The organism is Mycolicibacterium phocaicum (assembly GCF_010731115.1).
Taxonomy (GTDB): Bacteria; Actinomycetota; Actinomycetes; order Mycobacteriales; family Mycobacteriaceae; genus Mycobacterium; species Mycobacterium phocaicum.
The window spans coordinates 1,914,638-1,939,050 of the sequence record NZ_AP022616.1 but is presented as its reverse complement, the minus strand read 5'-3'; the positions used below and the strand labels follow the sequence as shown (position 1 = coordinate 1,939,050).

Below are 24,413 nucleotides of genomic sequence, written 5' to 3'. Positions count from 1 at the left end.
GGGTTATCGACCATGCGCGTACAACTGCAGATCGACGGAGCGCCGCAGCGGGCGGCCGACCACGCCCGCGAACTGGCCGGTCTCGGCGCCGACGGCGTGTTCACCTTCGAAGGCCCGCACGATGTCTTCCTGCCGCTCGTCGCAGCGGCCGGTACAGCCGGTCTGGACCTGATGACCAATGTCGCCATCGCCGGGCCGCGCAGCCCGCTGCACCTCGCGCACTCGGCCTACGACCTGCAGGTGTACAGCGGGGGCAGGTTCCGGCTTGGCCTGGGCTCACAGATCAAGGTGCACATCGAAAAGCGTTACGGCGCACAGTGGGCAAAGCCCGCCGAGAAGATGGCCGAGACCGTCACCGCGATCAAGGCGATCTTCGACTGCTGGGAAGGTAAGGCGCCGTTGAATTTTCGCGGCAAGCACTTCACCCACACCCTGATGCCGCCGAACTTCAACCCCGGCCCCAATCCGTTCGGGCCGCCGGCGGTGCTCATGGGTGCGCTGGGCCCGGTCATGACCCGCACTGCCGCAGAGGTCGCCGACGGGTTGCTGGTGATGCCCTTCCACAGCGCCCGGCATTTCGCCGACCGGACCCTGGCGGCAGTGGGGGAGGGCTTGCGGCGCGTCGGGCGCGCGCCGGGCGATCTGCAGATCATCGCGCAGGCGATGGTGGCGGTGGGACGCACCGAGGAGGACCTGACCGCGGCGATCAACGGCGTGGCGACGCTGATCGCGTTCTATGGCTCGACGCCGGCGTATCTGCCCGTGCTCGAGACGGAGGGCTGGGCGGACCTGCAGCCAAAACTCAACGCCATGTCCAAGGTCGGTGACTTCGCCGGCATGCGGGCGTTGATCAGCGACGATATGGTCCGGACCATCGGCATCGTCGGCACCCCGGAGGAGTGCGCCGCCGAGATCGGCCGCCGCTTCGGCGCGCACGTCGACGAAATCTGTTGCTATTTCCCGTACTACACGGCCGGCCCGGACAACATCCGGGACCTGGTCACCGCCCTGCACGCCCAGTGATTTGTGCACGAAAATCCGCGGTTCGCGCGGAAAATCGTGCACAAATCACTACGGAAACTACGGCGCCTGGACCCAGTTCCAGACGTTCAGGTCGCCCTTGGGGTAGTTCATGCAGACGTCGGTGGCCTTGGCGACGACGCCCTTGTTGTTGAAGAAGATCTTGGCCCAGTTGCCCCAGTGGGTGGCCACCTGCTCGTAGTAGACGTTGGTGGCGGTGTCCTCGGAGTACTGGCGGCGGCCCACCGGGTCGAGCGAGAAGAACCAGTGGATGCGGTCCTGGGCCATCTGCTGGATGTCGGCCGGCCGGTTGTGCATGTCGATCATGTAGCGCGAGTAGTAGACCGGGCTGGTGTCGCGCGCGGCGGCCAGGTACTGCTCGGCATCACACGTGGTGATGATGATCCGGTGGGGGATCGGGTAGTCGTCGGTGGCATCGGCGGCGGCCGGTCCGGCGAGCGTCGTCGCGATGGCGCCCAAGGCCGCGATCCCGATACCGGCACGCTTCAGACCACGCATGATCTCGACCATAGTCCTCACTCCTGTTTCCTAGATACCTGTGCTGTTGGAAGTCGTCTGCAGTTCGCCGGACGGCTTGGGCTGCGGCCACGGCTCTGGCACCGGACGCTGACGCACCCGCTGCGGCCACCAGAACCACTTGCCCATGAGGGCGGCGATGGCCGGCGTCATCAGAGATCGGATGATCAACGTGTCGAACAACAGACCCAGGCCGATGGTTGTTCCCACCTGACCGACCACGTGCAGCTCGCTGACCGCCATGGACATCATGGTGAAGGCGAAGACCAGGCCGGCCGAGGTGACCACGGAACCGGTGCCGCCCATCGACCGGATGATGCCGGTGTTGAGGCCGGCGTGGATCTCTTCCTTGAACCGGGCGACGAGCAGGAGGTTGTAGTCCGCGCCGACGGCCAGCAGGATGATGACCGCCATCGCGATGACCATCCAGTGCAGGTTGAGCCCGATCAGGTGCTGCCACAACAGAACCGACAGACCGAATGAGGCGCCCAGTGACAGCACCACGGTTCCGACGATGACCGCCGCGGCCACCACCGATCGCGTGATGATCAGCATGATCGCGAAAATCAGTGCGAGGGCGGAGATTCCGGCGATCAGCAGGTCGTAGTCAGCGCCCTCCTGCAGATCCTTGAAGGTCGCCGCGGTGCCACCGAGATAGATCTTGGAGCCCTCGAGGGGAGTGCCTTTGATGGCCTCCTTGGCGGCGTTCTTGATGGCGTCGATGTGCGAGATGCCTTCGGCGCTCATCGGTTCGCCTTCATGCGAGATGATCAGCCGTACCGCTTTGCCGTCGGGCGAGATGAAGTTCTTCATGCCGCGCTTGAATTCGGCGTTGTCGAAGACCTCGGGCGGCAGATAGAACGAGTCGTCGTTGCGGGAGTTGTCGAACGCCTCGCCCATGGCGCTCGCGTTGTCCTGCTGCGCCTGCATCTGATCCTGCAGACCCTTCTGGGTCTGGTACATGGTCAGCATGTACTGCTTCATGTTGGTCATCGTCGAGATCATCTCGGGCATCAACGCGACCATCTGAGGCATTATCTTGTCGAGCTTCAACATGTCCGGCATCAGGTTCTGGATGTCGTCGGTCATGGTGTCGATGCCGTCGAGGGTGTCGAAGATCGACCGCATGGTCCAGCAGACCGGGATGTCGTAGCAGTGCGGTTCCCAGTACAGGTAGTTGCGGATCGGCCGGAAGAAGTCGTCGAAATCGGAGATGTGGTCGCGCAGGTCGGCCACGTCCAGGGTCATGTTGACCATCTTGCCGACCATGCTGTGCGTGACGGCCGCCATCTGGGTGGTGATGCCCTGCATCTTCTTCATCGTGTCGATGTTGACCTGCATGTCGTTGGCCTGCTTGAGCATGTTGGCCATCGAGTCCTGGGCGTACTTCTCGTTCATCTTCTGAGAGGTGCCGCTCATGCTCATCAGGAACGGGATCGAGGTGTGCTCGATCGGCTTGCCCTCAGGGCGGGTGATGGTCTGCGACCGCGAGACCCCCGGGACCTTGAAGATGGCCTTGGCGATCTTGTCGATCACCAGGAAGTCGGCGGAGTTGCGCAGATCGTGGTCGCTCTCGATGAGCATCAACTCGGGGTTCATCCGGGCCGGCGAGAAGTGCCGGTCCGCCGCGGCATAGCCCTCGTTGGCGGGGATGTCGGTGGGCAGGTACAGGCGGTCGTTGTAGGCCGGTTGGTAGCCCGGCAGCGTCAGCAGGCCGACCAGGGACAGCGCGATGGTGCCGACCAGGATGGGGGCCGGCCAGCGCACCACGACGGCGCCGATCTTGCGCCAGCCCCGCACCCGCATCGCGCGCTTGGGCTCGAGAGTCTTGCGGAACCGGCTGGCCAGCGAGATCACGGCCGGGCCCAGCGTCAGGGCGGCGAACACCACGGTGACCATGCCGATGGCCAGGGGGACGCCCAGCGACACGAAGTAGGGCATGCGGGTGAAGTGCAGGCAGAACGTCGCGCCCGCGACGGTCAGGCCGGAGCCGAGCACGACGTGGGCAGTGCCCTCGAACATCGTGTAGTAGGCGTCTTCGCGGGATTCACCCGCGCCGCGCGCTTCCTGGTACCGGCCGATGAGGAAGATCGCGTAGTCGGTCGCTGCCGCGATGGCGAGCGTGACGAGCAGGTTGGTGGCGAACGTCGACAGACCGATGATGTCGTAAAAACCCAATGCCGCGACGACGCCCTGCGCCGCGGACAGCTCGAGCACCACCATCAGCAACGTCAGCAGCACCGTGATGAACGACCGGTACACGAGCAGCAGGGTGACGATGATGACCAGGAACGTGACGCCCTCGATCATCTTGACGCTGCGGTCACCGGCGATGTGCTGGTCCGCCGCGAGCGCCGCCGGGCCGGTGACATAGACCTTCAGGCCGGGCGGCGTCTTGATGCTCTTGATGATGTCCTGCGCGGCCTGCACGGATTCGTTGGCCAACGCCTCGCCTTGGTTACCGCGCAGGTAGACCTGTACATATGCGGCCTTACCGTCGTTGCTCTGTGAGCCGGCGGCCGTCAACGGGTCGCTCCAGAAGTCCTGGATGTGCTCGACGTGCGCGGTGTCGGCCTCGAGCTTCTTGATCATCTCGTCGTAGTAGGCGTGTGCCTCCGCGCCGAGGTGTTGATCGCTTTCCAGCACGACCATGACCGAGCTGTTCGACTTGAACTCCTGGAACACCTCGCCGACGCGTTTCGTCGCGATGACCGACGCGGCCTGGTCCGGTGACATCGAGACCGAGCGCATCTTGCCGACCTCGTCCAGTGAGGGGACGGCGCTGCCGAGGAAGACGATGACGCCGATCCAGAACAGGATGACCGGGATCGCGAAGGTGCGGATCAGGCGGGCGATCAGCGGCCGGTGCGGCGGCTGCTCGGCCTTCGGGAAGATGACGGTGTCTTCGTCGGTTGGATGTGTCATGCAGATTTCACCAGGCAGAAGGTCTGGGCGTGGACGCCCGTGGAGGTTCGGGTGTCTTTGAGTTCGTCGTCGACGTGGACGGTGCAGGTGATGGAGTCACCGTCGCCCTGGGCGACGATGTTCGGCGAGGCCGCCGGTGCGGTGGTGGACAGGACCAGTTTCCAGGGCAGCATCGCGTGATCGACGCGCTGGGGTTTGGCATCCAGGTCGAGGTAGTTGATGTCGGCGTAGGCGCCGGGTTCGCCGGTGATCTCGTAGGTGACGACCTTGGGCTTGAACGGTTTGGCGTCGTCGGCGAAGTTGCGCGGGGTGACGATGACGGGGTTCTGGCCGAAATAGGTTCGCACGCGTTGCACGGTGAAGCCGGCGACGAGGGCCACGGCGAGGATCAGCAAGGGGATCCACGCCTTCTTGAGCGCATTGCCGATCACGCTGCGGACACCATGGTCGACTGCACTCGCTGCTCCCCGCTTCCCATACCTTGACCGCGACAGATTAGGTCATTTAAGTGTTAGATTAGACCAGTTAAGTTAATCATGGGAAACCTTCGCTGTGAGTGGCTCGTATCACCGTAGCCGGTAGCGCGCAGCAGATCGAACCAAATACGCAGCAGTTCAATGGGATTGAACAGGCGGCGACGACTGTTCAGGGAGCAGGGGCACATGGCAACCAGCACGAATAGACTCCGTCATATGAAGGCACGCACTCTGGCCGGTGTGGCCGGCTCAATCGCCGCCGCCGCCCTCGCTGTCGGGATGGCTGTCCCCGCGCAGGCCGACCCGGACACCGATTTCGCCAACCAGCTGCACACCTACGGGATCTACGGCCCCAAGGACTACAACGCCTGGATCGGCAAGATCACCTGCCAGCGGCTCGACAATAACGTCGACCACAGCGCCACCGACTCGGCGGCGTTCCTGAAGAAGAACCTGCCCCGCAACAGCAGCTCGGAGCAGCAGGTGTACCAGTTCCTCAACGCCGCGTTCGACACGTACTGCCCCGAGAAGCACGACCTGCTGGTCGCGCTCGCCCACTAGTCGTCAGGCAGGGCCCGGCCTGGATCAGGCCGGGCCCTTGCCGTTGTCGACGCGGTACACCGAACCGTGGATCGCGGCGGCGTCGTCGCTGGCCAGGAACGCGATGACGTTCGCGACATCGCGGGGCTCCATGAAGCCGCGCGGCGCGGCGATCCGCATGATCAGGTCCCAGTCGGCGTTCTCGGGCGCCGCGAACTCGGTGACCTGTGCGGTCAGCATGCCGCCCGGGCACACCGCGTTGACCCGGAGCTTTTCCTTGGTGTACTCGACGGCCAGTGCGCGCGTCAGCCCGATGAGCCCGTGCTTGGCGGCGCAGTAGCCCGCCGAATAGATCTCGCCCTCGACGCCGGCGATCGAGGAGACGTTGACGATGTTGCCGCCGTTCTCCAGCAGCTGCGGCAGCGCCGCCCGGGTCAGGTAGAACGGGCCGTTCAGGTTCACCGCGAGGTCGCGGTCCCAGTCGTCGTCGGTCATCGACAGCGTGTGCCTCATGACGTGGAATCCGGCGACGTTCACCAGCACATCCAGCCGGCCGAACTTCGCGATGCAGTCCTCGACCGCCTGCCGGCACGCGTCGGCCGTACTGATGTCCACCGCGGCGAACGCGCCGCCGGGCTGGTCGCCGTAGGCGTCGGCGAACACCGTCGCCATCCTCTCGGCGTCCCGCGCGATTCCGAAGACCGATGCGCCGCGTTCGGCGAAAACCTTGACCGTGGCCGCGCCCAGGCCGGCAGAGGCCCCGGTGATCAACGCAACCTTCCCGCTGAGTGAACTCATACGGTGACTTTCTCACGCCGTGGCCAAGTCGTTTGCGATACTCGGGCGGTGAAAATGAAACGTGTTCTCGCTATGGTTTCGAGTCTTGGCTTCGTCGCAGCGGGCGCACTCTTCGGGGCGGCCGCGCCGGCGCAGGCCGACAACATTCGGCTGCCCGAAGGCATCTACACCTACATCCAAGAGGGCACACCGATGAGCGTGTGGACCATCTGGCCCGTCTGCGCCCCGACCGTCGGCGATCTGCGCAACAACCTGGAACTGCCGGTGGGCTGCCTCGTGCACGTCGGTTCCGACCAGTACGGCGGATCGCTGGGCGGCGATGCTCGCCAGACCGGCGGTGAGGGACATTGGATGTTCACCCAGACCGACCTTCAGGGTTTCACGTGCCCGGACGGATCCAAGTCGAAGCTCGTCGAGACCTACGAGTGGGAAGACACCAACTGGACCGGTACCCGGACCACGACCAACAGCGAACAGTGCGGCGTGCAGGCGGCGATGACGAAGAAGTCGTTCCGGCTGGAATTCCAGAAGCCGCTGCCGATTCCGGTGCAGCAGTTCCCGCTGTTCTGTGACCCCAACGACGGCCTGAAGCGCTGCCGCTAGCGGCAGACCCCTCAGTCCGAACCGGAGTCCGCGGCGACCGCGGCGGCGGACTCGTCGATGATGGCGCGCATCGCGCGCTCGGCACCGGCGGCATCGCGCAGGCGCACGGCGCGGGCGACCTCGTCGTGCAGCGCGATGGCGGCCGGATTGGGCGAGTCGGGCATCATGCCGTGATGGGTGCGTCCGGCCAGGATCTCGGACACCACAGAATTCAGCGCACGGAACATCTCGTTGCCGCTGGCCTCCAGCAGGGTCTGATGAAAGACCTTGTCGGCCTGTAGATAGGCGGCCAGGTCACCGTCGCGGCCGTGCACCGCCATGTCCGACGCGGCGGCGGCCATGATGCGGCACTGGTGCGGGTTGGCGCGCTCGGCGGCCAAGGCGGCCGCCGCGGGTTCGAATCCGCGGCGCAACTCCGACAACGACACCAGCTGGGCGGCCCGGTCGCTGGACTCGAGGCGCCAGCGGATCAGCCGGGGATCGAAGACGTTCCAGTTGACCGCGGGCTGAATCGTGATGCCGACGCGGCGGCGCGACGCGACCATGCCCATCGACTCGAGCACGCGGATGGCCTCCCGCGCGACGCTTCGGGACACGCCGTGTTCGGCGCTCACGCATTCGAGGGTGATCACCTCGCCGGGCGCGTACGTACCCGAGACCACGGCGGTCCCCAGCGCGCTCAGAACGTTGTCGTGCAGCGCGCCGACGTTTGAGGGCATTACCACGCATAACATCGTGTCATAAGTCATCTCATCTGGCTTAAAACGGATGATTTTGATTCAGGTCTTGAAATAGTCTGACTTTTGAGCCACGCTGTGTGAGTCAAACCACAGCAAGGCAGGTGCAGCAGATGCCATCACCGATCGTCGTCATGGGCGTTTCCGGATCCGGCAAGTCCACCGTGGGCGCGGCGCTGGCGCAACGGCTCCGCGTGCCGTTCGCGGACGCCGACGACTTCCATCCCGCCGCCAACATCGCGAAGATGGCGGCCGGTCACCCGCTGAACGACGACGACCGGCGGCCCTGGCTGGAGACCATCGGGCTGTGGCTGGGCGAGCACTGCGGCGACGGCGGCGTGATGAGCTGTTCGGCCCTCAAGTACCAGTACCGCGAGCAGCTGCGCAGCCACTGTCCGGGCACCCTCTTCCTGCACCTGTTCGGTACCCCCGAGGTCATCGGCGCCCGGCAGGCCAGCCGGCCCGGCCACTTCATGCCGGCGTCGCTGCTCGCGTCGCAGTTCGAAACCCTGGAACCGCTGCGACCCGATGAGGCGGGAACCGTGATCGACGTCGGGCAGAGCATCGATTCGATTGTCGACGAATACATTTCCCGCACCGACGGGGAGAGCATCTGATGAACACCACCGTCACCTTCCTCGCCGACGCGCCCAAGCTCATCGAGCCGGTCTCCTCGGCCACGCAGCTGATCCTGGCCTTCGTCGTCGGCATCGGCGTCATCGTCGTGCTCATCACACTGGTCAAGCTGCACCCGTTCCTGTCGCTGATCTTCGGCGGCCTGACGGTGGGGCTGACGGCCGGCGAGAACCTCACCGCCGTCCTCAAATCGTTCTCCGACGGGTTCGGCGCGACGGCGGCCGGCGTCGGCATCCTGATCGCCCTCGGCGCGATGTTCGCCAAACTGCTCGCCGACTCCGGCGGTGCCGACGAGATCGTCGACACCATCGTCGGTGCCGCCTCGCCCCGCGCGCTGCCGTGGGCGATGGCACTGGTCGGCGCGATCATCGGGCTGCCGATGTTCTTCGAGATCGGGCTGGTGCTCCTGATGCCCGTCATCTATCTGGTGGCCCGGCGCTCGCAGCAATCGCTCATCACCATCGGCATCCCCGCGCTGGCGGGCCTGTCGGCCATGCACGGTTTCGTGCCGCCGCATCCCGGTCCGCTGACCGCCGTCGGACTGCTGAACGCGGACCTCGGGGTCACGCTCGGGCTCGGCGTGCTCGTCGCGGTCCCGACGATCGTCGTCGCGGGGCCGCTGTTCGGCCGCCTCGCCGGTAAGTGGGTCGTCGTCGCTGCGCCGGACACCTTCGACACCGACCCGGAAGCCCTTCGCGCACACGGCAAACGGCCGCGCTTCAGTGTCACGCTGTTCTCGGTGTTGCTGCCTGTCGCGCTGATGCTGGGCAAGGCCCTCGTCGACATCTTCATCGACGACAAGACGCAGTGGTTCCGCCGGATCTTCGATGCCGTGGGCACCCCGCTGGTGGCGCTGCTCATCGCCGTCGTGGTCGGCACCGTCACCCTCGGCCGCGGCGCCGGGATGGACCGCACCGCCATCACCAAATGCATCGAGTCGAGCCTGCCCCCGGTCGCGGGCATCTTCCTGATCGTCGCCGCCGGCGGCGGATTCAAACAGGTGTTGGTCGACACCGGCATCGGCACGATGCTGGCGCGCTGGGCCGAAGGCGTACACATCTCGGTGCTCGTGCTGGCCTGGGTGCTCGCGGTTTTGATCCGGCTGGCCACCGGGTCGGCCACCGTCGCCACCATCACGGCGTCGTCGCTGATTCTGGGCCTGGTCGACGGCATGGGCTCCGGCGAGCTGTCCTTGGTGGTGCTGGCCGTCGGCGCGGGCTCGCTGTTCTTCTCGCACGTCAACGATGCGGGCTTCTGGTTGGTCAAGGAGTACTTCACGCTGAGCGTCGGTCAGACCATCAAGACGTGGTCGATCATGGAGACCGTGCTGTCGGTGTCCGGCCTGGCCATGGTCCTGATCCTGGATGTGTTCGTCTAGCTTTCGCGCCGCTGTTTCTCAACGACGATGTGCGCCACCGGAATCGGCATGGGTTCTGGTGCCGCGACCAGTAGCTCGGTCAGCGCTGCCTCCAGGGCATCGGCGAGCCGACATCGGCGCGCCGCGTCCGCCGGGTCCAACGCCTCCAGCAGGGTGTCGAACACCGCCGCCCGGGTGAAGCCGACCCAGCTCTTCGCGAAAGCCGTTGCGTCACGGTCGTTCTGGTATTGCTGCCAGAAGCGGTCCGGTTCGTCGGCGACCACCAGATGCGTGATCCGCAGTCGCTCGAAGCGACCCGAAGGGGCGAACGGTGATCGGAAGTCGGTCTCACTGCGGCCCACGATCGGCAGGCGCATGCGGCGCAGCTCCTCGGCGCTGACGAGCCGTTGGTCCTGCAGCTCGGACAGCGCGCGCATCAGCCCGTCGAAAAGTGGCTCGAGGCCGAGCCGCCCGTCGTCGTGCTGGCCCATCGTCATGACCACGAGGCGACCACCGGGACTCAGCTCGCGGCCGCGGAACGCGATGAACTCGTGCCAGTCGTGCGCCGCCTGCCGGGCGTACGCGGCGCGCACCTGGGCGTCGGCGCTGTAGGACGGCTGAATGTGATCAGGGATGTCCGACGGCATGCGGCTGAGCCAGTGGATGGCCCACGCCGACCAGCCCAGGTGCACACCTTCCGACGGCAGAATCTGGCTGAGATACGACCGTCCCACCGCCGATGCGAACGTGGCCCGATCGGTGCGCAGGTAACTGAACGGGTCGTCGCGCAAGGTGCGGAACAGGGCGCTGAAATCGTTGTCGGGAATGTCGGTGTGTGTCACCGCGATGGGGTGCTCGGGCCGGACGCGTTTGCGCAACGCGGCGATGCCGGCGCCGATGGGCAGCAGCCCGTTATGGGCGTTGCCCGAGCCGTACTCGGCGATCACCACCGGCCGAGGCGCCGCCGGGAGCGGCACCTCGGCCGCGGCCTGCTCGAAAAGCTTTGTGGCCGTGCGGAGTCCGACGGTCTGCAGGCGCGAGCTCCCGATGGGGTCGGGCTGCACCACCACGCTGGACTCGGGCATGTCTCACGGTAGCGCTGCCGGCTGTGTGGCGCGCTTCGAACGTGCCTCGAATCAGTGGACGGTGCTCGATTGGCGGCTCAGCTGCCGTGCTCGATTGGCAGCTCAGCTGCCGCGAGCCACCCAGTCGTCGTAGTTGACCAGCTCGCCGCCGATGGTGGTGGTGTCGCCGTGGCCGGTGTAGACGACGGTGTCGCCGGGCAGCTTGCCGAGCTTCTCGGAAATCGACGCCAGGATGGTCGGGAAGTCCGAGTACGAGCGGCCGGTGGCACCCGGTCCGCCGTGGAACAGGGTGTCGCCGGAGATCACCGCGCCGAGCTCGGGGATGTGCCAGCACACCGAGCCGGGGGAGTGCCCGGGCGTATGTATGGCTTTGATCTCCAGCCCGCCGACGCTGAGCACCTGGTCATCGCCCACGGTGTGAAATGGGCTGTCCGGGTGGACATCTCGCCACAGCATGTCGTCGGCGGGGTGCAGCAGCACGGGCGCGTCGAGGGCCGTGGACAGTTCCGGGGCGACGGTGATGTGGTCGTTGTGACCGTGGGTGCAGACGACGGCGACGACGTTGCGGCCGTTCACCGCCTCGATGATGGGTGCCGCGGTGTGGGCGGCGTCGAACACGACGACGTCGTTCTCGTCGCCCACGAGCCAGATGTTGTTGTCGACGTCCCAGGTGCCGCCGTCGAGGCTGAAGGTGCCGCTGGTGACGACCCGCTGAATGGCACTCACTTGAGGACCACCACCGAGCGCAGGACCTCGCCGCTGTGCATTTTGTGGAAGGCGTCTTCGATCTGGTCGAGCCCGATGCGCTCGGTGACGAATTTCTCGAGCGGCAGCCGGCCCTGCAGGTACAGGCTGATGAGGGTGGGGAAGTCGCGCTCGGGCAGGCAGTCGCCGTACCAGGAGGACTTGAGGGACCCGCCGTGGGAGAAGAAGTCGATCAGCGGCATCTCGAGGGTCATGTCCGGTGTCGGAACACCCACGAGGACAACGGTTCCGGCGAGGTCGCGGGCGTAGAAGGCCTGCTTCCAGGTTTCGGGGCGGCCGACGGCGTCGATGACGACGTCGGCGCCGAAGCCGTCGGTGAGGTCCTTGATGGTCTCGACGGCGTCGAGGTCGCGGGCGTTGATGGTGTGGGTGGCGCCGAATTCGCGGGCCCAGTGCAGCTTCTTGGTGTCGGTGTCGACGGCGATGATGCGTTTGGCGCCGACCAGGGCCGCCCCGGCGATGGCGGCATCGCCCACGCCGCCGCAGCCGATGACCGCGACGGTGTCATCACGGGTCACGGCGCCGGTGTTGATGGCGGCGCCGATGCCGGCCATCACGCCGCAGCCCAGCAGGCCGGCGACGGCGGGGTCGGCTTCGGGATCGACTTTGGTGCACTGGCGTTCGTGTACGAGGGTTTTGTCGGCGAAGGCGCCGATGCCCAGGGCGGGGGTGAGTTCGGTGCCGTCGGTGAGGGTCATTTTCTGGGTGGCGTTGAAGGTGTCGAAGCACAGGTGCGGGCGGCCGCGTTTGCAGGCGCGGCATTCGCCGCACACGGCGCGCCAGTTGAGGATGACGAAGTCACCGGGCGCGACGTGGGTGACACCGTCGCCGACCGACTCGACGGTGCCGGCGGCTTCGTGGCCGAGCAGGAAGGGGTACTGGTCGTTGATGCCGCCTTCGCGGTAGGTGAGGTCGGTGTGGCACACGCCGCAGGCGATGATGTCCACGACGACCTCACCGGGTCCGGGATCGGGGATGACGATGTCGACGAGCTCGATGGGCTGCTTCTTGGCCCGGGAAATCACACCACGCACTGTCTGACTCATGGCTATAACCTAATGCCTCCGGGAAGAGTTGGAATGGTGTCCATACAAATGTCTGATTAACCGGTCCCGGCCTGTGCCCACCGGCGCTGCGATATGTGACAGGGTCGTGGGCGTGACCGCTCTCGAGCTGCTGGATTCCTGGCCGGTACCGAACGCCGCGGCCGCGGTGGTGTCACCTGCCGGTGTGCTCGCCACGCGCGGACCCGTCGACCGCGCGTTCCGGCTCGCATCGGTGACCAAGCCGCTGGTGGCACGCGCCGCACAGATCGCGATCGAAGAGGGCGTCGTCGAGCTGGACACCCCGGCCGGCCCGCCCGGGTCGACGGTGCGCCACCTGCTTGCGCACGCCTCGGGTCTGGCGATGCAGACGCCCGACGCCATCGCGGCGCCCGGCACGCGGCGCATCTACTCGAATGCCGGATTTGCGGTGCTGGCTCAGGTGCTGCAGCACGAGTCCGGCATCGAGTTCGCGCAGTACCTGCGCGAAGCGGTTTTCGAGCCGTTGGGGATGAGCGATTCCGATCTGCCGGGTGCGGCCGAAACCGCCGGCTACGGCGCGTGGTCCACCGTGACCGACCTCGCCGCGTTCGCCGGTGATCTGCTGCGTCCGGCTCTGGTGTCGACACCCATGCACGCCGCCGCGATCTCGGTGCATTTCCCGGGCCTCGACGGCGTGCTGCCGGGATTCGGATCGCAGCGCCCGAACGACTGGGGCCTGGGTTTCGAGATTCGGGACGGCAAGCACCCGCACTGGACGGCCGCGGCCAACTCGGGCCGGACGTTCGGGCATTTCGGTCAGTCGGGGACGTTCCTCTGGGTCGATCCGGAGGCGGACCTCGCGCTGATCGTGCTGACGGACCGCGATTTCGGGGACTGGACGCACGCCGTATGGCCGGAAGTGTCCGCCGCCGTCGTCCGCGAGTTCGCCTAGCGGACGACCCCGATCATGCTGTCGATCCAGCCGCGGGCGAAGAACAGCAGGAACCCGGCGGCGACGACCCACAGCAGCGGGCTGATCTCCTTGATGCGGCCCGACGCCGCGCGCAGGACGGCCCACGCGATGAAGCCGACGCCGATGCCGTTGGCGATCGAGTAGGACAGCGGCATGACGGCCACCGTCAGCACCACCGGCAGGGCCACCGAGAAGTCGGAGAAGTCGATCTCGCGGAGCACCGAGACCATCAGGGTGCCGACGATCACCAGCGCGGCGGCCGCGACCTCGGTGGGCACGATCTCCGTCAGCGGCGTCAAGAACATTGCGGCCAGGAACAATCCACCGGTCACCAGGCTGGCCAGACCGGTGCGGGCACCTTCACCGATGCCCGTGCCCGATTCGACGAACACCGTGTTGGACGATGCCGACACGGCGCCACCGACCACGGCGCCGGTGCCCTCGATCACCAGCGCGGACTGCAGGCGCGGGAAATTGCCGTGCTCGTCGGACAGGCCGGCCTGCCGGGACAGGCCCGTCATGGTGCCCATGGCGTCGAAGAAGTTGGTGAACAACAGCGTGAACACCAGCATGAGCGCGGCGATGGCGCCGATCCGGCCGAAGCTGCCGAAGTCCACGTGCCCGATCAGGGACAGGTTGGGCACCGCGAACGGGGAACCGGACAGCGTCGGGACGGACAGGCTCCAGCCGCCGGGCTTCTCGGTTGCCGAGCCGAGGTGCCAGATCGCCTCGATGATGGCGGCCAGCGCGGTCCCCGAGATGAGGCCGATGAGGATGCCGCCGCGCACCTTGCGGGCCACCAGGACACCCGAGGTCAACAGGGTGAACACGAACACCAGGGTGGGGATCGCGCGGACCGAGCCGGTGCCACCGGCGCCCAGACCCAGCGGCGGCGACGGATGCCCCGTCGACGCGACGAAGCCGGCGTTGACCAGGCCGATGAACATGATGAACAGCCCGATACCCGCAGTGATGGCCAGCTTCAGCGGCATGGGCACGGCGTCGAAGATCATGCGCCGCAAGCCGGTGACGGCCATCGCGACGATGATGAGGCCTTCGATGACCACCAGGCCCATGGCTTCGGGCCAGGTCAGGACGCCCACCACGGAGCTGGCGAGGAACGAGTTGATGCCGAGCCCGGCCGCGAACGCGAAGGGGAGACGGGCGACGACACCGAACAGGATCGTCATGGCGCCGGCCGCCAGCGATGTCACCGCGGAGACCTGACCGAAAGGGAGCTTGTGCCCGGCGATGTCTGCCGTGCTCGACAGGATGATGGGGTTCAGCACGATGATGTACGCCATCGCGATGAAGGTCACCGCGCCGCCGCGCAGTTCAGCGGCGACGGTCGAGCCGCGTGCGGAGATCTCGAAGAACCGGTCCAGGGCAGTCACGGTTAGAAGATAGATGGCGAGCCGACACTCCGCGCCAACACACGACGCCGATTCTGAGGCCGTCCTGAGAGATTGCGCGACAGACTAGCGCAACAGGGGTCTCACGCGGCACAATAGACACGCACTAAACATCTGCAACATTTCAGCAACACCAGGTCGTTGGGGAAGACGTCCCTCGTGGAGCTGAAGGAGCAGATTATGCGTGCGTCGAACCAACTCGCCGACGCGACGACGGGCGTGGTGTATATCCATGCCTCTCCCGCGGCGGTATGCCCGCATGTGGAGTGGGCACTTTCGTCGACTCTGTCGGCGCGGGCGAACCTCAAGTGGACGCCCCAACCTGCCATGCCCGGTCAGTTGCGCGCCATCACCAACTGGATGGGGCCCGTCGGCACCGGAGCCCAGCTCGCCAGCGCACTGCGCTCGTGGTCGGTGCTGCGCTTCGAGGTGACCGAGGACCCGAGCGCCGGCGTCGACGGGCACCGCTGGTGCCACACCCCGACCCTGGGCCTGTGGAGCGGTTCGATGAGCGCCAACGGTGACACCATGGTCGGCGAACAGCGCCTGCGCACCTTGATGGAAGGCGGCGCCGACATGCTCGCCGCTGAACTCGACACCGTCCTGGGCACCGCCTGGGACGAGGCTCTGGAGCCCTACCGCGGCGGCGGCGCCGAGGTCGGCGAAGTCAGCTGGCTCAACCGGGGCGTCGGGTAGCTCGACGCTGATCCGTCGAACATGAGCTTGTGTGTCAATCCTGCGATGGATTTGGCACACAAGCTCACGTTCGGCGGTGCTGAGCCCGTTCGGCTCAGCTGACCCGGTAGTGCTCCGGCTCGGGCTCGCTCAGCATCCGGGTGATGGTGGCGACGTCGAACGGCCACAGGTCGATGGTGCCGCCTTCGCTGAAGTACCAGGAATTGCAACCGGTGTTCCACACCGTCGGCTCCATGGCTTCGACTGCCGCGGCGTTGAATTCGTCGGTGGCCGCCTCGGTCACCTCGACTTCGTCGATCTCGCCGCGCTCGAATCGTTCGAGCCACTTCACGATGTACCGCGCGGTGAGTTCGGCGGTGTACTGCAGCGAGATGGATCCGGTCGGCGAGTTCGGGCCGAGCACTGTGAACAGATTCGGGAAGCCCGGAATCGCGGTCATCCGGTAGGCGCGGGGGCCCTTGACCCATGCGTCGTCCAGCGTGACGCCGTCGCGGCCCACCACCTGCATCGGACGCATGTAGTTGTGCGCCTGAAAACCGGTGGCCAGCACGGCGATATCGATCCGGTGGTGCTCGCCCTCCGCGGTGCGGATGCCGGTGGGCGTGAACTCGGCGATGCGATCGGTGACCAGCTGGGCGTTGGGGGCCTTGATCGCCCGGTAGTACGTACCCGAGAGCACCTGCCGTTTGCACAGCGGCTGGTAGTCGGGGGTCAGTGCGGCACGCAACTTCGGGTCGCGGACCTGGGCCCGCAGACTCAGCCGGGCGTACTGCTGCACCAGCTTGCGGCGCCACGTCGGCTTGGTCACGATATCGACGAGAACGCTCGAGCCCCACAGCGGAATGCGCTCGGCGACAGTCTGATACAGCTGCGGCATGGCCCGCAGCAGGGCGGTGACGGCACTCAGCTGTGGCAGCTTCATCGGTGCCCACAGCATCCACTGCGGGGACCGGGCGAAGTGCAGCAACTTGCCGGCTTGCGGCTGTAGTGCCGAAACCACCTGCACGCCGGTCGATCCGGTGCCGATCACGGCGATGCGCTTGCCCGCGGTCTCCAGCTCGGGGTCCCACCGCGCGGTATGCACGACGGTGCCCTCGAAGGAGTCCATGCCGGGGATGTCCGGCGTGAACGGGTGGTGCAGCACGCCGGTGGCGCAGATGACGAAATCGGCTGTCAGTGTGTCATTCTCGGTCGTGACGGTCCAGGTGTGGGCGTCCTGGTCGTAGTGCAGCGCCGTGACTTCGGTGCCCAGCCGCAGGTGGTTGTCGAGGCCGAACCGCTCGACGACGTCGCGGTGATACTCCTGAATCTCCTCGCCGCCCGCCCAGATGTGGCTCCAGTCGGGCTTGGGGGCGAAGGCGAACTGGTAGATGTGCGACGGCACATCACACGTCAGCCCGGGGTAGCGGTTCCAGTGCCAGACCCCGCCGACGTCCGAACCCTTCTCCAGGATGGTGAAGTTGGTGAACCCGGCCTGCTGGAAGGTGTATGCGGAGGCGATCCCGGCGACGCCGGCGCCGATGATGACGATGCGCGGATCACGTTTGCTCATCAGGACTCCCAAGCTCGACGCACCGTCTTCGGTGCGGTGGTCATGGCGGATTCGAACGCCGCGCGCCGCTTGCTGCGCAGCATGAAGTTGGCGCCCAGGCCGGCCAGATCGTCGGCGTCCGGTTGGATCACCACGACCTCGATGCCGCGAGCCCGCGCGGTGGCGATCTCGGCATCCAGCACCTTCGACATCGGACGGCGGAGTAACCGGTCTTCGAGGATGCCGCCCAATCCGGGTGCGCGAACGCCACTTTCGGAGGCCATCGGGGTGATGACGTAGATCAGGTCGGCATCGTCGTGGCTGATGAGGTCGACCGACGCGGTGGACGCGGCGCCGCCGTCGACGAACCTGCGGTCGCCGATGCTGACCGGAGGCATCCAGCCGGGCACCCCCCACGATGCCCGGAGTGCCTCGCCCGCAGTGGCTTTCGGTGCACCGGGTGCGCCGAATGCCACGCGCTCGCCCCGCTGGTAGTCGAATGCCACCATGCGCGCGCCGGGGTGTGGTACCCAGCCGGCGGCGTCGGCGAAGCCAGATGCCAAGCGCTGCAGCCATGTTGCGTCGGCACGGCCGGTCGGGGCGATCCCGGTGGCGGCGGCCAGGCCTGTTTGGCTGCGCAGGAGTGCCGGGTTCAGAAACCGGAGCGACGGCAGTGGTGGCAGGCTCGGCGGCGTGGCCTCGACGTGCCGGATCAGGCGCTCATCGGTACTGGTGCCGCGGTGCATCGCCACCAGGTCGTCGACGGACGCGCCGCCGCCGAGCATCGTGACGATCTCGGCGCCCGCCGACGTGCCCTGCAACACGGAGGCTTCCCGCGGGTCCCAGCCCGTCTGCTCCTGCAGGGCGTGCAGGGCCGCGACGATCCAGGCGCCGCCGATGGTCCCGCCGCAGCCGATGACCAGTGCCCGCTTCATCGTTGTGCGTCCGAGTTCGACTCGGCGTCATGGTCTTTCGTCTGCCGCTCGATCCGGTCCAGGTAGGCCGATCGGCCGACCGGGTCCAGCGCGGTCAGGGCGCGGCGGTCGTCGATGAGCGAGCGCGCCGCGCGTTGGACGAACTCCGGGACCAGCGCGTCGACCAGCGCCCAGCCCGGTGCCACCCATTCGGGTACCGAGGTACGGGCGGCCTTGGTGCGCAACGTCTTCAGCACCGCCTGCGCGACATCTTCAGGATCGACGGTCGGCATGCCACCGCCGAGTTGAACGCCGGAGGAGAGTTCGGTGCGGACCGCCGACGGCAGCACCGCGCACACGGTGACACCCGTTCCGGCGTACTCGTTCCGCGCGGCGAGGGACGCGCCGACCGCGGCGAACTTGCTGGCGTTGTAGGTGACCATGCCGGGGACGGGGATCATGCCCGCCATCGACGCGATGTTCACGACGTGGCCGCTGCCGCGCGTGATCATCAGTGGGATCACCGCCCGCATGCCATTCAGGACGCCCCGGACGTTGACGTCGAGGATCAGGTCGGTCGTGGCCTCGGCTTCGGACTCGAAAGCGCCCAGCGGCATCACGCCGGCGTTGTTGATGAGGACGTCGATACGGCCGGATTCCTTCAGCACCTGCCCGACGAACTGGTCCCAGGAGTCGCGCCGGGTGACGTCGAGGCGCGCGCTGCGACAGCGGGGAATTCTGCGGGCCGTCTGTTCCGCGATGTCGGCGTCGATGTCGCCGATCCACACGGTGGCGCCGTGCTGCGCGAACAACTCGGCGGTCTTTGCGCCGATGCCCCTCGCGCCTCCGGTGATGACGACGGTGGCTCCGTCGAGTGAGATGGAACGTCGTGCTAGCTGCATCGATAGCCTCGAATCTGCTGGTAGGAGCCTTGCCGGCTCATTCGAATACCCACGGTATCCGAATTCTCCGAGTAAAGCTAGTACCCGGGGTATCGCAACCGACTAATATCGACGCATGCCGCGATTGACCAGGGTGCAGCGTCAGGAGCAGACGCGCGCCGAACTGCTCGACGCGGCGAAGGCGCGGTTTCTCAAGCATGGGTATGCGTCCACCAGCCTCGAGGACATCGCCGACGACGCCGGCTACAGCAAGGGTGCGGTGTATTCGAACTTCGGCAGCAAGCCGGTCTTGTGCCGGGAAGTGCTCGAGGCCATCCACCGCGACAAGTTCTCCGAGATGTCCGAGCTGGCGATGTCGGATGCCGACGTGGCGAGCCGCGTCGAGGCGGTGAATGCGTGGATCGAACGCACCGCGGGCGATGTGGGCTGGACCATGCTGGAACTCGAATTCGTGGTGCTGTCACGCAACGATCCCGAGTTGGGGCAGATGGTCACGGACCTACGCAACGAAGCGGCCCAGATGGTCGTCGACGTATTGCGTTCGCTCGCGGTCGATTTGGGGCTCGGTGAAGAGCAGATGGTTGCCGCCGGAGTGATCGACAGCTTCGACGACATCGGCAATCTGTTCCTGAGCGCCGGCATCGGGCTGGGGATTCAACGTGCCGTCGACCCGACACTGCCGGCGAGGCCGGTCACCGGCGCCATCACCCGGTTGATGAATCTGCTTGCGCTGCTTGCGGCTACGCAGGACTGAAGACCGCGGCCAGGCTAGGGAACGAGAACCCGCAACGCATCCGGCACCGCGGACACCGTCACCGGCAACGGGCACACGAATTCGCCATCGGCATAGGCGTTTATCCCGGGCACATCGATCGTGACGGTGCGGGCCCGCCGCGTGGTCACCTCGTCGAGGTGGACGTGCGTGCCCTTGAAGACCGTCGGAAACAGGCGGACCAACTTGAGCCGCGATTCCGAGGCTGCCATCGTGACATCCAACAGGCCGTCGCCCAGGTCGGCGCCAGGGCAGATCAGCATGCCCCCGCCATAGCTCTTGCCGTTGCCGAAAGTCGCCAGCGTCACGGGTATTTCCTGCTCGGGACCACCGTCGAAACTGACCCGCGCCGTGTGCAGCCGCAACTGCGACAGTTCCACCAGCATCGCCGCGTTGTAGCGCATCCGGCCCCGCGGCCACGTCATCCGGTTGGCGCGATCGGTGACCAGCGAGTCGAATCCTGCCGACATCACGGTGCCGAACCAGCGCACGGTGCCGTCGGCGCCCTCGATCCGGCCCAGGTCGATGGTGCGGGTACGGCCCGTCGCGATGATGTCCGCGGCGGCTTCCGGGTCGTCCCGCGGAATCCCGAACTCGCGGGCGTGGTCGTTGCCGGTGCCGGCGGGGATGATCCCCAGCGGCACGTCGCCCTGCGCAAGTGCCTGCAGTGCAAGGGAAATGATGCCGTCGCCGCCGGCGACCACCACGGCATCGGTGCCGTGTTGGAGTGCCTCGTCGAGCAGCCGACGGGCATGGGCGGCGTCGGACCCGATCAGCTCGACGACGTCGACGCCGCGGCGTTGCAGCCGGGCGACGGCGCGCTGCGCCGCCGCCGAGCCCCGTCCCTGGCCGGATGCGGGGTTGGTCAGCAGGGTGACTCGCCGCAGGGTGCCTGTCACGGGATCAGCTTGCCAGGGTTGAGGATTCCGCCGGGGTCGAGGACGTTCTTGACGGCGCGCAGCACCTCGACGCCGAGGTCGCCGACCTCGGCCGTCATCCATGGCTTGTGGTCGGCGCCGACGGCGTGGTGGTGGGTGATGGTGGCTCCGCAGCGCACCATCGCCTCGGACGCGGCGGTTTTCGCCGCGCGCCACTGCTCGATGGGATTGCCGCGCTGGCCGGCGACGACCGTGAAGTACAGCGAGGCGCCGGTGGGGTAGACGTGCGAGATGTGGCACATCACCAGTGCCGGGGTGCCGCTTTCCCGCAACGACGTCGTCAGCGCCTCGGTGACGGCTGCCTTCAGCGCCGGCACGTTGGACCACGTCGTCGCGGTCTCGAGGGTCTCGCACAGCGCGCCGGCCGTCAGCAGCGAGTCACGCAGGTACGGGGCGCCGAACCGGCCGTGCTGCCAGGCACGGGCCGGGGCCTCGCCGAGCGACGTGCCACCCTGGGCGGCCAGCAGGGCGCGGGTTTCGTCGTGACGGCTCGCGGTATGGGCGGCCGTGCCTTCGAACAGCGTGATGGCCAGACAGCCGCCGGTGATGGTCTGCTCGCCGATGCTCTCGGTGGTGGCCAGGTTGATGCCGGTCTCGACCTCGTCGGAGAGTCGGATGACGGTCGGTCCGGTGCCGGTCTGCACGACGGCCCGCAGAGCCGCTGCGCCGGTGGCGAAGTCGGGGAACGACCAGGCTTCGTAGCGCGTGGTCTCGGGCACGGGGTGCACGCGCAACCGGACCCGGGTGATGACGCCGAAGGTGCCCTCCGAGCCGACGATCAGCTGCCGCAGGTCGGGGCCGGCCGCCGACGCCGGGGCGCGGCCCAGATCGAGGACGCCCGCCGGAGTGACGACGGTGAGCCCGCGCACCATGTCGTCGAACCGGTTGTAGCCCGCCGAGTTCTGGCCCGACGACCGCGTCGCGGCGAACCCGCCGATGGTCGCGAATTCGAAGCTCTGCGGGAAGTGGCCGAGCGAAAAGCCCTCGGCACCAAGGAGTTTCTCGGCCTGCGGGCCGGTGACGCCGGCCTCGAGTTCGGCCTCGCCGGATTCCTTGTCGAGGGCGACGAGTCGGTCCAGGCGGCGCAGGTCCAGCGACACGACGGCGCTGAAACCGTTTCGGATCGGGTCGAGTCCGCCGACCACGCTGGTGCCACCGCCGAACGGGACGACCGCGATGCGGTGTTCGGTGCAGTACTGAAGCACCTGGGCGATCTCGTCCTCGGAGCCCGGCAGCAGGATCGCGTCCGGCGCGTCCTGCTCGCCGGTGTCCTTGCGGCGCAACAGGTCCAGCGTCGACTTGCCACCGGCCCGCAGCAGGCGGTTGTGATCGTCGGTGCGGCAGAACTCGTCACCGACGATCGTTGCGAGCGCGACGCGGTCGGCGTCCGCCAGGGCCGACGGGCGCAACGTGACCTGGTCGGCCTCGAGCTCGGTCACCGGGGCCGCGTCGATGCCCAGGGCTGCGGTCAGCAGGCCGCGGATGCCATCGGACAGGGGCTTGGCTGCAGCGGGGTCACCCCAGGCGTTCCACTTCATCGGCGGTTCGAGGTGGTCACGTGTCGCGGTCATGCGTTACAGTATTACACATGATGTCAATCAGTAACGATGAAGCTCGGGATCCTCTGGATGCCCGAATCATCGACGCTGCGGCCGACTGCGTGATCGCCTTCGGGGTGGATCGCGTGACGCTGGCCGAGATCGCACGCCGCGCCGGCGTCAGCCGGCCGACGGTGTACCGGCGCTGGCCGGACACCCAGGCGATCCTCGCGGCACTGCTGACGGCACGAATCACCAACTCCCTCAACGAGGTTGCCGTCGCCGGCACCGACCGTGAGGCGATCGTCGAACGAATGGTCGGCATGGCGGAGCGGCTGCGTGACGACGAGGTCATCATGTCCGTCCTGAGCAGCGCACCCGCCCTGGCGATGGTGTACATCTCCCAACGGATGGGTACCAGCCAGCAGATCCTGCTGGAAGTGCTGGCCGGCGCGCTCGCCACGGCGCAGACCGACGGCAGCGTCCGTCCCGGCGATCCCAGGCAACTCGCCGCCATGTGCCTGCTGATCGTCCAGTCGGCCATCCAGTCGGCGCAGATGGTCGCGCCCGTCCTCGACGTCGCCGCGCTGGACATCGAACTTGCTCACTCCCTGAACGGATACCTCAAGCCATGACCACCAGTGCCCTCAACGCCGCCCGTCGCAGCGCCGAGTTGACGGCCCTGGCCGACGGCGAGACCGTCGACGTCGTCGTCATCGGCGGCGGCATCACCGGCGTGGGCATCGCGCTGGACGCCGCAACGCGCGGACTGTCGACGGTGCTCGTCGAGAAACACGACCTGGCGTTCGGCACCAGCCGGTGGAGTTCCAAACTCGTGCATGGCGGCCTGCGCTACCTGGCGACCGGAAATGTCGGGATCGCCCGGCGCAGCGCCATCGAGCGCGGCATCCTGATGAGCCGCAACGCCCCGCACCTGGTACACGCCATGCCGCAGTTGGTGCCGTTGCTGCCCGAGATGAACAGGGCCTCAAGGGCTTTGGTGCGCACGGGCTTCATCGCCGGCGACGGCCTGCGCCGGCTGGCCGGCACGTCGGCCGCGGTCCTGCCGCGGTCGGGTCGTGTCGATGCGGCCCGCGCCGCCGAATTGGTGCCCGCGGTCCGCCGCGACGGACTCGGCGGCGCGCTGCTCGCCTACGACGGCCAGTTGATCGACGATGCCCGTCTGGTCACCGCGGTGGCGCGCACCGCCGCGCAGCACGGCGCCCGCATCCTCACCCGGACGGCGGCCTCCGACGCGACCGGCACGTCGGTGCGGCTCACCGACCAGCTCACCGGCGAGTCCTTCGACCTGACCGCGCGCGCGGTGATCAACGCCGCCGGCGTGTGGGCCGGCGAGGTCGACGGCGCCATCAAGCTGCGGCCCAGCCGCGGCACCCACCTGGTGTTCGATGCCGCGGCGTTCGGCAATCCGACTGCGGCCCTGACGGTTCCGATCCCCGGCGCGCTCAACCGGTTCATCTTCGCCATGCCCGAACAGCTCGGCCGCGTCTACCTCGGACTCACCGACGAGGACGCGCCCGGCCCCATTCCCGATGTGCCGCAACCGACTCCGGCCGAGATCACGTTCCTGCTGGACACCGTCAACACCGCACTGGCGACGAGCCTGGGGCCCGACGATGTGCGTGGTGCCTACGCCGGGCTGCGGCCGCTGATCGACACCGGCGAGGGCAACACCGCCGACGTCTCCCGCGATCACGCTGTCGTCGAGTCGGGCAGCGGGCTGCTCAGTGTCATCGGCGGCAAGCTCACCGAATACCGCTACATGGCAGAGGATGTGCTGAACCAGGCGGTGGCGCTGCGTGACCTCGGCGCGGGGGAGTGCCGGACTCGCAATCTGCCCCTGGTCGGGGCTCCGGAGAACCCGGTGTCGGTGGATCATGTTGCAGCGCTGCCGGAGTCATTGGTCGCGCGTTACGGCGCGGAGGCGCCCAACGTGTTCGCCGCTGCGACCTGTGACCGGCCCACCGAGCCGGTGGCCGACGGAATCGACGTCACCCGCGCCGAATTCGAATACGCCGTCACGCACGAAGGTGCGCTCACCGCCGACGACATCCTGGATCGTCGGACCCGGATCGGGTTGGTCGACGCCGACCGCGAGCGCGTCGCTGCCGTGGCGCAGGATTTCATCTAGCCGCCGAAGTGCGCGCGTTGGAATCAGCATGATTCTGACGGAATCACAGCCACGTCCGGTGGTCACGCCCATTGCGGCCGC

The 24,413-nt window shown here is 67.2% G+C and carries 24 protein-coding genes; 10 read left to right on the top strand and 14 right to left on the bottom strand.

Annotated features, from left to right (window positions below; all coding sequences use genetic code 11):
- The first annotated feature begins 12 nt into the window (after positions 1 to 12).
- On the top strand, positions 13 to 1,023 hold the full coding sequence (locus tag G6N46_RS09410) for a TIGR03617 family F420-dependent LLM class oxidoreductase (protein WP_138248502.1): 1,011 nt from the start codon (positions 13 to 15) through the stop codon (positions 1,021 to 1,023).
- 57 nt (positions 1,024 to 1,080) lie between these two features.
- Here G6N46_RS09410 and G6N46_RS09405 read toward each other — a convergent pair whose 3' ends face one another.
- From G6N46_RS09405 to G6N46_RS09395, 3 genes are read right to left on the bottom strand one after another with little or no spacing between them, the layout of a single operon-like run.
- Positions 1,081 to 1,539: a DUF5078 domain-containing protein gene (locus G6N46_RS09405; protein ID WP_138248503.1), complete on the bottom strand. Its 459-nt coding sequence runs from the start codon at positions 1,537 to 1,539 to the stop codon at positions 1,081 to 1,083.
- Between the two features lie 30 nt (positions 1,540 to 1,569).
- Positions 1,570 to 4,482 (bottom strand): MMPL/RND family transporter, encoded by a 2,913-nt coding sequence (locus G6N46_RS09400; RefSeq protein ID WP_138248504.1) that lies wholly within the window; start codon positions 4,480 to 4,482, stop codon positions 1,570 to 1,572.
- Complete coding sequence (locus G6N46_RS09395) at positions 4,479 to 4,913, bottom strand: MmpS family transport accessory protein (protein ID WP_064860213.1); 435 nt, start codon at positions 4,911 to 4,913, stop codon at positions 4,479 to 4,481. Before G6N46_RS09395 ends, G6N46_RS09400 begins: the two co-directional genes overlap by 4 nt.
- Positions 4,914 to 5,174: 261 nt before the next feature.
- Between G6N46_RS09395 and G6N46_RS09390 the strand changes: the two genes are divergently transcribed.
- On the top strand, positions 5,175 to 5,519 hold the full coding sequence (locus G6N46_RS09390; protein WP_138248506.1) for a DUF732 domain-containing protein: 345 nt from the start codon (positions 5,175 to 5,177) through the stop codon (positions 5,517 to 5,519).
- 24 nt (positions 5,520 to 5,543) lie between these two features.
- Here the strand turns inward: G6N46_RS09390 and G6N46_RS09385 are convergent, their stop codons facing one another.
- Complete coding sequence (locus tag G6N46_RS09385) at positions 5,544 to 6,296, bottom strand: SDR family NAD(P)-dependent oxidoreductase (RefSeq protein ID WP_138248507.1); 753 nt, start codon at positions 6,294 to 6,296, stop codon at positions 5,544 to 5,546.
- 72 nt (positions 6,297 to 6,368) lie between these two features.
- Here G6N46_RS09385 and G6N46_RS09380 point away from each other — a divergent pair, with 72 nt between their 5' ends.
- Positions 6,369 to 6,899 (top strand): hypothetical protein, encoded by a 531-nt coding sequence (locus tag G6N46_RS09380; protein ID WP_138248508.1) that lies wholly within the window; start codon positions 6,369 to 6,371, stop codon positions 6,897 to 6,899.
- Positions 6,900 to 6,910: 11 nt separating this feature from the next.
- Here the strand turns inward: G6N46_RS09380 and G6N46_RS09375 are convergent, their stop codons facing one another.
- Positions 6,911 to 7,618: a FadR/GntR family transcriptional regulator gene (locus G6N46_RS09375; RefSeq protein ID WP_138248598.1), complete on the bottom strand. Its 708-nt coding sequence runs from the start codon at positions 7,616 to 7,618 to the stop codon at positions 6,911 to 6,913.
- A gap of 131 nt (positions 7,619 to 7,749) precedes the next feature.
- Between G6N46_RS09375 and G6N46_RS09370 the strand changes: the two genes are divergently transcribed.
- Together G6N46_RS09370 and G6N46_RS09365 are read left to right on the top strand one after the other, a co-directional pair.
- Positions 7,750 to 8,253 (top strand): gluconokinase, encoded by a 504-nt coding sequence (locus tag G6N46_RS09370; RefSeq protein ID WP_138248509.1) that lies wholly within the window; start codon positions 7,750 to 7,752, stop codon positions 8,251 to 8,253.
- Entirely contained in the window at positions 8,253 to 9,650 is a 1,398-nt protein-coding gene (locus tag G6N46_RS09365) for a GntP family permease (RefSeq protein WP_138248510.1), read from the top strand. Before G6N46_RS09370 ends, G6N46_RS09365 begins: the two co-directional genes overlap by 1 nt.
- Here G6N46_RS09365 and G6N46_RS09360 read toward each other — a convergent pair.
- The 3 genes from G6N46_RS09360 to G6N46_RS09350 all read right to left on the bottom strand — a co-directional run bounded on the left by G6N46_RS09360 (position 9,647) and on the right by G6N46_RS09350 (position 12,525).
- The gene (locus tag G6N46_RS09360; protein WP_138248511.1) at positions 9,647 to 10,714 is read right to left on the bottom strand and encodes a class I SAM-dependent methyltransferase; all 1,068 of its coding nucleotides are present in this window, start codon (positions 10,712 to 10,714) and stop codon (positions 9,647 to 9,649) included. The two genes, G6N46_RS09365 and G6N46_RS09360, sit on opposite strands and share 4 nt — an antisense overlap.
- 102 nt (positions 10,715 to 10,816) lie before the next feature.
- Complete coding sequence (locus tag G6N46_RS09355) at positions 10,817 to 11,440, bottom strand: MBL fold metallo-hydrolase (RefSeq protein ID WP_138248512.1); 624 nt, start codon at positions 11,438 to 11,440, stop codon at positions 10,817 to 10,819.
- Positions 11,437 to 12,525, bottom strand: a complete 1,089-nt coding sequence (locus G6N46_RS09350; RefSeq protein ID WP_138248513.1) for an S-(hydroxymethyl)mycothiol dehydrogenase — start codon at positions 12,523 to 12,525, stop codon at positions 11,437 to 11,439. Before G6N46_RS09350 ends, G6N46_RS09355 begins: the two co-directional genes overlap by 4 nt.
- A gap of 112 nt (positions 12,526 to 12,637) precedes the next feature.
- Here G6N46_RS09350 and G6N46_RS09345 point away from each other — a divergent pair, with 112 nt between their 5' ends.
- Positions 12,638 to 13,456 carry a serine hydrolase domain-containing protein gene (locus G6N46_RS09345; protein ID WP_138248514.1) on the top strand — a complete coding sequence of 273 codons (819 nt, stop codon included), beginning with the start codon at positions 12,638 to 12,640 and terminating at the stop codon, positions 13,454 to 13,456.
- Here G6N46_RS09345 and G6N46_RS09340 read toward each other — a convergent pair.
- On the bottom strand, positions 13,453 to 14,871 hold the full coding sequence (locus G6N46_RS09340; protein ID WP_138248515.1) for an NCS2 family permease: 1,419 nt from the start codon (positions 14,869 to 14,871) through the stop codon (positions 13,453 to 13,455). The two genes, G6N46_RS09345 and G6N46_RS09340, sit on opposite strands and share 4 nt — an antisense overlap.
- Positions 14,872 to 15,069: 198 nt before the next feature.
- Here G6N46_RS09340 and G6N46_RS09335 point away from each other — a divergent pair, with 198 nt between their 5' ends.
- Positions 15,070 to 15,585, top strand: a complete 516-nt coding sequence (locus tag G6N46_RS09335) for a DUF3145 domain-containing protein (RefSeq protein WP_061006284.1) — start codon at positions 15,070 to 15,072, stop codon at positions 15,583 to 15,585.
- Positions 15,586 to 15,679: 94 nt separating this feature from the next.
- Here the strand turns inward: G6N46_RS09335 and G6N46_RS09330 are convergent, their stop codons facing one another.
- Genes G6N46_RS09330 through G6N46_RS09320 form a run of 3 tightly spaced genes read right to left on the bottom strand, consistent with a single transcriptional unit; the run spans position 15,680 to position 18,932 of the window.
- Positions 15,680 to 17,137 (bottom strand): flavin-containing monooxygenase, encoded by a 1,458-nt coding sequence (locus tag G6N46_RS09330; protein ID WP_138248516.1) that lies wholly within the window; start codon positions 17,135 to 17,137, stop codon positions 15,680 to 15,682.
- Positions 17,137 to 18,051 carry a patatin-like phospholipase family protein gene (locus G6N46_RS09325; RefSeq protein ID WP_138248517.1) on the bottom strand — a complete coding sequence of 305 codons (915 nt, stop codon included), beginning with the start codon at positions 18,049 to 18,051 and terminating at the stop codon, positions 17,137 to 17,139. The genes G6N46_RS09330 and G6N46_RS09325 overlap by 1 nt, the downstream gene beginning before the upstream one ends.
- Positions 18,048 to 18,932, bottom strand: a complete 885-nt coding sequence (locus G6N46_RS09320; RefSeq protein ID WP_138248518.1) for an SDR family oxidoreductase — start codon at positions 18,930 to 18,932, stop codon at positions 18,048 to 18,050. The genes G6N46_RS09325 and G6N46_RS09320 overlap by 4 nt, the downstream gene beginning before the upstream one ends.
- Positions 18,933 to 19,047: 115 nt before the next feature.
- On the opposite strand from G6N46_RS09320, the gene G6N46_RS09315 reads away from it, so the two are divergent.
- The gene (locus G6N46_RS09315) at positions 19,048 to 19,686 is read left to right on the top strand and encodes a TetR/AcrR family transcriptional regulator (protein WP_138248519.1); all 639 of its coding nucleotides are present in this window, start codon (positions 19,048 to 19,050) and stop codon (positions 19,684 to 19,686) included.
- 14 nt (positions 19,687 to 19,700) lie between these two features.
- Here G6N46_RS09315 and G6N46_RS09310 read toward each other — a convergent pair whose 3' ends face one another.
- Positions 19,701 to 20,603, bottom strand: coding sequence for a diacylglycerol kinase (locus G6N46_RS09310; RefSeq protein ID WP_234880589.1), 903 nt, complete (start codon positions 20,601 to 20,603; stop codon positions 19,701 to 19,703).
- Complete coding sequence (locus tag G6N46_RS09305; RefSeq protein WP_138248600.1) at positions 20,600 to 22,180, bottom strand: FAD-binding oxidoreductase; 1,581 nt, start codon at positions 22,178 to 22,180, stop codon at positions 20,600 to 20,602. The genes G6N46_RS09310 and G6N46_RS09305 overlap by 4 nt, the downstream gene beginning before the upstream one ends.
- 50 nt (positions 22,181 to 22,230) lie before the next feature.
- On the opposite strand from G6N46_RS09305, the gene G6N46_RS09300 reads away from it, so the two are divergent.
- Positions 22,231 to 22,815, top strand: a complete 585-nt coding sequence (locus tag G6N46_RS09300) for a TetR/AcrR family transcriptional regulator (protein ID WP_138248520.1) — start codon at positions 22,231 to 22,233, stop codon at positions 22,813 to 22,815.
- A complete protein-coding gene (locus G6N46_RS09295) occupies positions 22,812 to 24,332 on the top strand; it encodes a glycerol-3-phosphate dehydrogenase/oxidase (protein WP_138248521.1) in 1,521 nt (506 codons plus the stop codon). Before G6N46_RS09300 ends, G6N46_RS09295 begins: the two co-directional genes overlap by 4 nt.
- Positions 24,333 to 24,413: the final 81 nt, after the last annotated feature.

Coding starts and splice junctions, on each gene's coding strand:
- G6N46_RS09410 (WP_138248502.1), top strand. CDS start 13: ATGCGCGTACAACTGCAGATCGACGGAGCGCCGCAGCGGGCGGCCGAC.
- G6N46_RS09405 (WP_138248503.1), bottom strand. CDS start 1,539: ATGCGTGGTCTGAAGCGTGCCGGTATCGGGATCGCGGCCTTGGGCGCC.
- G6N46_RS09400 (WP_138248504.1), bottom strand. CDS start 4,482: ATGACACATCCAACCGACGAAGACACCGTCATCTTCCCGAAGGCCGAG.
- G6N46_RS09390 (WP_138248506.1), top strand. CDS start 5,175: ATGAAGGCACGCACTCTGGCCGGTGTGGCCGGCTCAATCGCCGCCGCC.
- G6N46_RS09385 (WP_138248507.1), bottom strand. CDS start 6,296: ATGAGTTCACTCAGCGGGAAGGTTGCGTTGATCACCGGGGCCTCTGCC.
- G6N46_RS09380 (WP_138248508.1), top strand. CDS start 6,369: ATGGTTTCGAGTCTTGGCTTCGTCGCAGCGGGCGCACTCTTCGGGGCG.
- G6N46_RS09375 (WP_138248598.1), bottom strand. CDS start 7,618: ATGCCCTCAAACGTCGGCGCGCTGCACGACAACGTTCTGAGCGCGCTG.
- G6N46_RS09370 (WP_138248509.1), top strand. CDS start 7,750: ATGCCATCACCGATCGTCGTCATGGGCGTTTCCGGATCCGGCAAGTCC.
- G6N46_RS09365 (WP_138248510.1), top strand. CDS start 8,253: ATGAACACCACCGTCACCTTCCTCGCCGACGCGCCCAAGCTCATCGAG.
- G6N46_RS09360 (WP_138248511.1), bottom strand. CDS start 10,714: ATGCCCGAGTCCAGCGTGGTGGTGCAGCCCGACCCCATCGGGAGCTCG.
- G6N46_RS09350 (WP_138248513.1), bottom strand. CDS start 12,525: ATGAGTCAGACAGTGCGTGGTGTGATTTCCCGGGCCAAGAAGCAGCCC.
- G6N46_RS09335 (WP_061006284.1), top strand. CDS start 15,070: ATGCGTGCGTCGAACCAACTCGCCGACGCGACGACGGGCGTGGTGTAT.
- G6N46_RS09330 (WP_138248516.1), bottom strand. CDS start 17,137: ATGAGCAAACGTGATCCGCGCATCGTCATCATCGGCGCCGGCGTCGCC.
- G6N46_RS09325 (WP_138248517.1), bottom strand. CDS start 18,051: ATGAAGCGGGCACTGGTCATCGGCTGCGGCGGGACCATCGGCGGCGCC.
- G6N46_RS09320 (WP_138248518.1), bottom strand. CDS start 18,932: ATGCAGCTAGCACGACGTTCCATCTCACTCGACGGAGCCACCGTCGTC.
- G6N46_RS09315 (WP_138248519.1), top strand. CDS start 19,048: ATGCCGCGATTGACCAGGGTGCAGCGTCAGGAGCAGACGCGCGCCGAA.
- G6N46_RS09305 (WP_138248600.1), bottom strand. CDS start 22,180: ATGAAGTGGAACGCCTGGGGTGACCCCGCTGCAGCCAAGCCCCTGTCC.
- G6N46_RS09300 (WP_138248520.1), top strand. CDS start 22,231: ATGATGTCAATCAGTAACGATGAAGCTCGGGATCCTCTGGATGCCCGA.
- G6N46_RS09295 (WP_138248521.1), top strand. CDS start 22,812: ATGACCACCAGTGCCCTCAACGCCGCCCGTCGCAGCGCCGAGTTGACG.